At 73.1% G+C, this 2429-nt stretch carries 3 protein-coding genes; all 3 read right to left on the bottom strand.

Annotated features, from left to right (window positions below; translation table 11 throughout):
- Positions 1 to 22: 22 nt before the first annotated feature.
- On the bottom strand, positions 23 to 601 hold the full coding sequence (locus P409_RS31995) for a HupE/UreJ family protein (protein WP_034848124.1): 579 nt from the start codon (positions 599 to 601) through the stop codon (positions 23 to 25).
- Positions 602 to 629: 28 nt separating this feature from the next.
- On the bottom strand, positions 630 to 1412 hold the full coding sequence (gene cobM / locus P409_RS32000; RefSeq protein ID WP_034848126.1) for a precorrin-4 C(11)-methyltransferase: 783 nt from the start codon (positions 1410 to 1412) through the stop codon (positions 630 to 632).
- A partial coding sequence (gene cobJ, locus P409_RS32005; RefSeq protein ID WP_034848127.1) for a precorrin-3B C(17)-methyltransferase occupies positions 1409 to 2429 on the bottom strand: 1021 nt, incomplete at its 5' end. The genes cobJ and cobM, both read right to left, overlap by 4 nt.

The raw sequence follows: 2429 nt of genomic DNA on the forward strand, positions 1-2429 counted from the left end.
GGGCGCTGGACTGGCTGAGGGCTTAACCAGCCGCGATGACCACGCCGGCCACGGCGATGGCGGCGCCCAGCGCGCGCTCCACCGGGGCGAAGCGCAGCCGGCTCAGGCCCAGCGCCGCGCCGATGCCGATGCCGTGCAGGATCGCGGTCGCGGCGATGAAGCCCAGGCCGTAGGTCAGGGCCGAGGAATCTGGGTGCATCTCGGCGCCATGGGCGTAGCCGTGGAACACGGCGAAGACCCCGGTCACCGCCATGCCGACCCAGGCCACCGGCCGCACCGCCAGCGCGATCAGGGCGCCGAAGACGATGATCGACCCGGCGATGCCGAGCTCGACCATCGGCAGGCCGAGGCCCTGGATGCCGGCGATGCCGCCGAGGGCCATCAGGGTCAGGAAGGCCAGCGGCGCCTGCCAGATGTAGCGGCCGCCGACCTGGCCGGCCCAGATGCCGACCGCGACCATGGCCAGGATGTGGTCGAGGCCCGAGAACGGGTGCGCGAAGCCGGCCGAGAAGCCGACGACGTCATGCCCCGGATGGGCATAGGCCGCCACGGGCAGCAGCGTCGCCAGCGCGGTGAGGGCGAGGGTCTTGGCGAGTTTCATTGGTTGTCTCCAGGTCAGAGCATCAAGGTCAGGCAGACGCAACTTTCGTGCCGCGCTTGGGGCGCAGCACGTGGACATGCGCCGGGTCGTAGAGGGCGCTGTCGGTGAATTCGGTGTCGCCGCCCAGCACACGGCCGACCAGGATCAGCGCGGTGCGGGTGATCTTCGCCTCACGCACCCGGGCGCCGATATCGGCCAGGGTGCCGCGGATGATCTGCTGGTCCGGCCAGGTGGCGCGGTAGACCACCACCACCGGGCAGTCGGCGCCGTAATGCGGCTCCAGCGCTCGGCGCACCGCCGGGATGTTGCGGATCGACAGGTGGATCGCCAGGGTGGCGCCGGAGCGGCCCAGCGTCTCCAGCTCCTCGCCCGGCGGCATGGCCGAGGCCTTCATCGTGGTCCGGGTCAGGATCACGGTCTGGCTGACATCCGGCAGGGTCAGCTCGGTGCCCAGGGCGGCGGCAGCCGCCGCGAAAGCCGGCACGCCGGGGGTGATGGTGTAGGGGATGCCCAGCGCCTTCAGCCGGCGGATCTGCTCGGCGATCGCGCCGTACAGCGAGGGGTCGCCGGAATGCACCCGGGCGACGTCCTGGCCCTGGGCGTGGGCGGCCTCGATTTCGGCGATGATCTGGTCGAGATGCAGCGGCGCGGTATCGATCACCCGCGCCTCCGCCGGCGCATGCGCCACCACCGCCTCCGGCACCAGCGAGCCGGCATAGAGGCAGACCGGGCAGCGCGCGATCAGGTCGCGCCCCCGCAAGGTCAACAGGTCCGGATCGCCCGGGCCGGCGCCGATGAAATGCACGGTCATGCCCGCTGCGCCTCCGGCTTGTCGCCATAGCCGCGCGGCGTGTAGACGCGCGGGGTGCCGTCGCCGAGCGTCAGCGCCCGGCTTTCCGAGGAGCCGACCAGCACCAGGGTCAGCATGTCGACCATGTCGACGGTCAACTCGCCGAGCGTGGTGACGGTCAGGGTCTCGCCGTCGCGGCCGAGATTGCGGCCCAGCACCACCGGCGTCGCCGCCGGGCGGTGCGCCAGCAGGATCTCGCGCGCTCGGGCCAGCTGGAAGCGGCGGCGCTGCGACACCGGGTTGTAGAAGGCGACGACGAAATCGCCCTGCGCCGCCGCCGCGATCCGCCGCTCGATCGCCGGCCAGGGCGTCATCAGGTCGGACAGCGAGATGGCGCAGAAATCATGGCCCAGCGGCGCGCCGATGCGGGACGCGGCCGCCTGCATTGCCGAGATTCCGGGCACGGTCGTGACCTCGACCCGGCGCCAGTCCGGCCGGCCGCCGCGCTCGATCAGCTCCCACAGCAGGCTGCCCATGGCGTAGATGCCGGCGTCGCCGGAGCAGATCAGGGCGACGTCCCGCCCCTCCGCCGCCAGGTCCAGCGCCGCGCGCACCCGCAGCTCCTCCTCGCCCAGCCTGTAGTCGTGCCGCGCCTTGCCGGCGGCGGCCGGGCCGAGCAGGTCGATATAGAGGCTGTAGCCGACCAGGTCGGTGGCCGCGGCGATCAGGCGGTCGGCCTCAGGCGCCCGCCAGTCGGCCCGGCCCGGACCCATGCCGATCAAGGCCAGCGTGCCGCGCTTTCGCCCGATCCGCTCGGGGTCGAGGATCGCGGGCGCCTCGGCCACGGCGCAGGTGGCGCGGCGCGATTTGCGCTTCTCGACGACGAGGCGGCCGCCCTCCCCGGCCGCGGCCAGCGCCGCCGCCTCGGCCACGCCGTGGCAGCCGATCTCGCGGAACACCAGCTCGGACGGGTTGGCCAGGCGCGGCGTCTCGGCCTCCAGCGTCGCCGGATCGAACACGCGCAGCGGCAGGCCGAGC

Source organism: Inquilinus limosus MP06 (assembly GCF_000767795.1).
Lineage (GTDB): Bacteria > Pseudomonadota > Alphaproteobacteria > DSM-16000 > Inquilinaceae > Inquilinus > Inquilinus limosus_E.

Bases quoted from the DNA above. Each gene is read 5' to 3' on its own strand.
- P409_RS31995 (WP_034848124.1), bottom strand. From the start codon at position 601: ATGAAACTCGCCAAGACCCTCGCCCTCACCGCGCTGGCGACGCTGCTG.
- cobM (WP_034848126.1), bottom strand. From the start codon at position 1,412: ATGACCGTGCATTTCATCGGCGCCGGCCCGGGCGATCCGGACCTGTTG.